The organism is Streptomyces sp. NPDC059866 (assembly GCF_042731325.1).
GTDB lineage: Bacteria > Actinomycetota > Actinomycetes > Streptomycetales > Streptomycetaceae > Streptomyces > Streptomyces flavusporus.
This window is the reverse complement of sequence record NZ_JBHWJT010000142.1, coordinates 1-1,140: the sequence shown is the minus strand read 5'-3', so window position 1 is coordinate 1,140 and position 1,140 is coordinate 1. Positions and strand designations below refer to the sequence as shown.

Below are 1,140 nucleotides of genomic sequence, written 5' to 3'. Positions count from 1 at the left end.
AGCGAGACGGGAAGGTGCACGCGAGGAACCAGTGCTTGACGCCCCGTAATTACGACACCGGCTCCAACCTGGCGGATCTGGGCCGGACGCAGTGCACGACCACCGCTGGCCGGTGGTCGACTCCGAAGCCGACTCCACTTATCGGTGGGGAGGCCACGCCGAAAGCCTGCGGCGTAGGTGTGGCGATGCTGCTGGGGTAGAGCTGGGCACCTCACCCGTCGACCGATTCCGTGGTGAACGTGGGAACTGCCCGCGGGCGCCCCAAGCCGGACCTCCAGTCCGGTCGAGGGCAGGCCCATCGCCGGCTGATGGCCGTCGGGCAGGGCGGAGGCTCCGTAGTACTCCGAGACCGGGAGAGCCGGCCACACGGGGAAGGGGGCCAGCAAATCAGCAGTAAGGAATCTGGAATGCCAGGAGGTCATCGCCGGTGGATACCGACGAGCTGGAATGGGCCTTGATGAAGGCCGAACGCCGGGTACTGGAGATTCAGACCAAGCTGCACCGTTGGGCTGCTGATGATTCTCATCGCAGGTTCGACGATCTGTTCAACCTCGTGGCCGACCCCGCCTTCCTGTTGGTGGCGTGGGATCGTGTCCGGGGAAACAAGGGTGCCCGCACGGCCGGAGTGGACAGGAGGACCGCTCACTCCATCGAGGCCGGGCAGGGAGTCGAGGTGTTTCTCGACAGGCTGCGGAGTCAGCTTAAAACCCGCAGCTTCCGACCGGTTCCCGTCCGTGAGCGGATGATTCCCAAGGCGAACGGCAAGCTTCGTCGTCTTGGGATTCCGACCGTGGCGGATCGGGTGGTCCAGGCGTCCTTGAAACTGGTGCTGGAGCCGGTGTTCGAAGCGGATTTCCTCCCGTGTTCATATGGGTTCCGCCCGAACCGCCGGGCTCATGACGCGATCGCTGAGACTCGCTATCTCGCCAGCCACGGATATGAGTGGGTGGTGGAGGGCGACATCACGGCGTGCTTCGACGAGATCTCGCACCCGGCCCTCATGGAACGGGTGAGGAATCGAATCGGGGACAAGCGGGTGCTGTCCTTGGTGAAGGCGTTCTTGAAGTCCGGGATCCTGTCCCGGGACGGAGCCTTCACGGACACACGCACCGGGACCCCGCAGGGCGGGATCCTGTCGCC

1 protein-coding gene is annotated in these 1,140 nt (G+C 64.8%); it reads left to right on the top strand.

Annotation, left to right across the window (positions count from 1 at the left end):
- Positions 1–427: 427 nt before the first annotated feature.
- Positions 428–1,140: reverse transcriptase domain-containing protein (locus ACFV7R_RS47125; RefSeq protein ID WP_385277002.1), on the top strand; the 713-nt coding region annotated here is incomplete at its 3' end.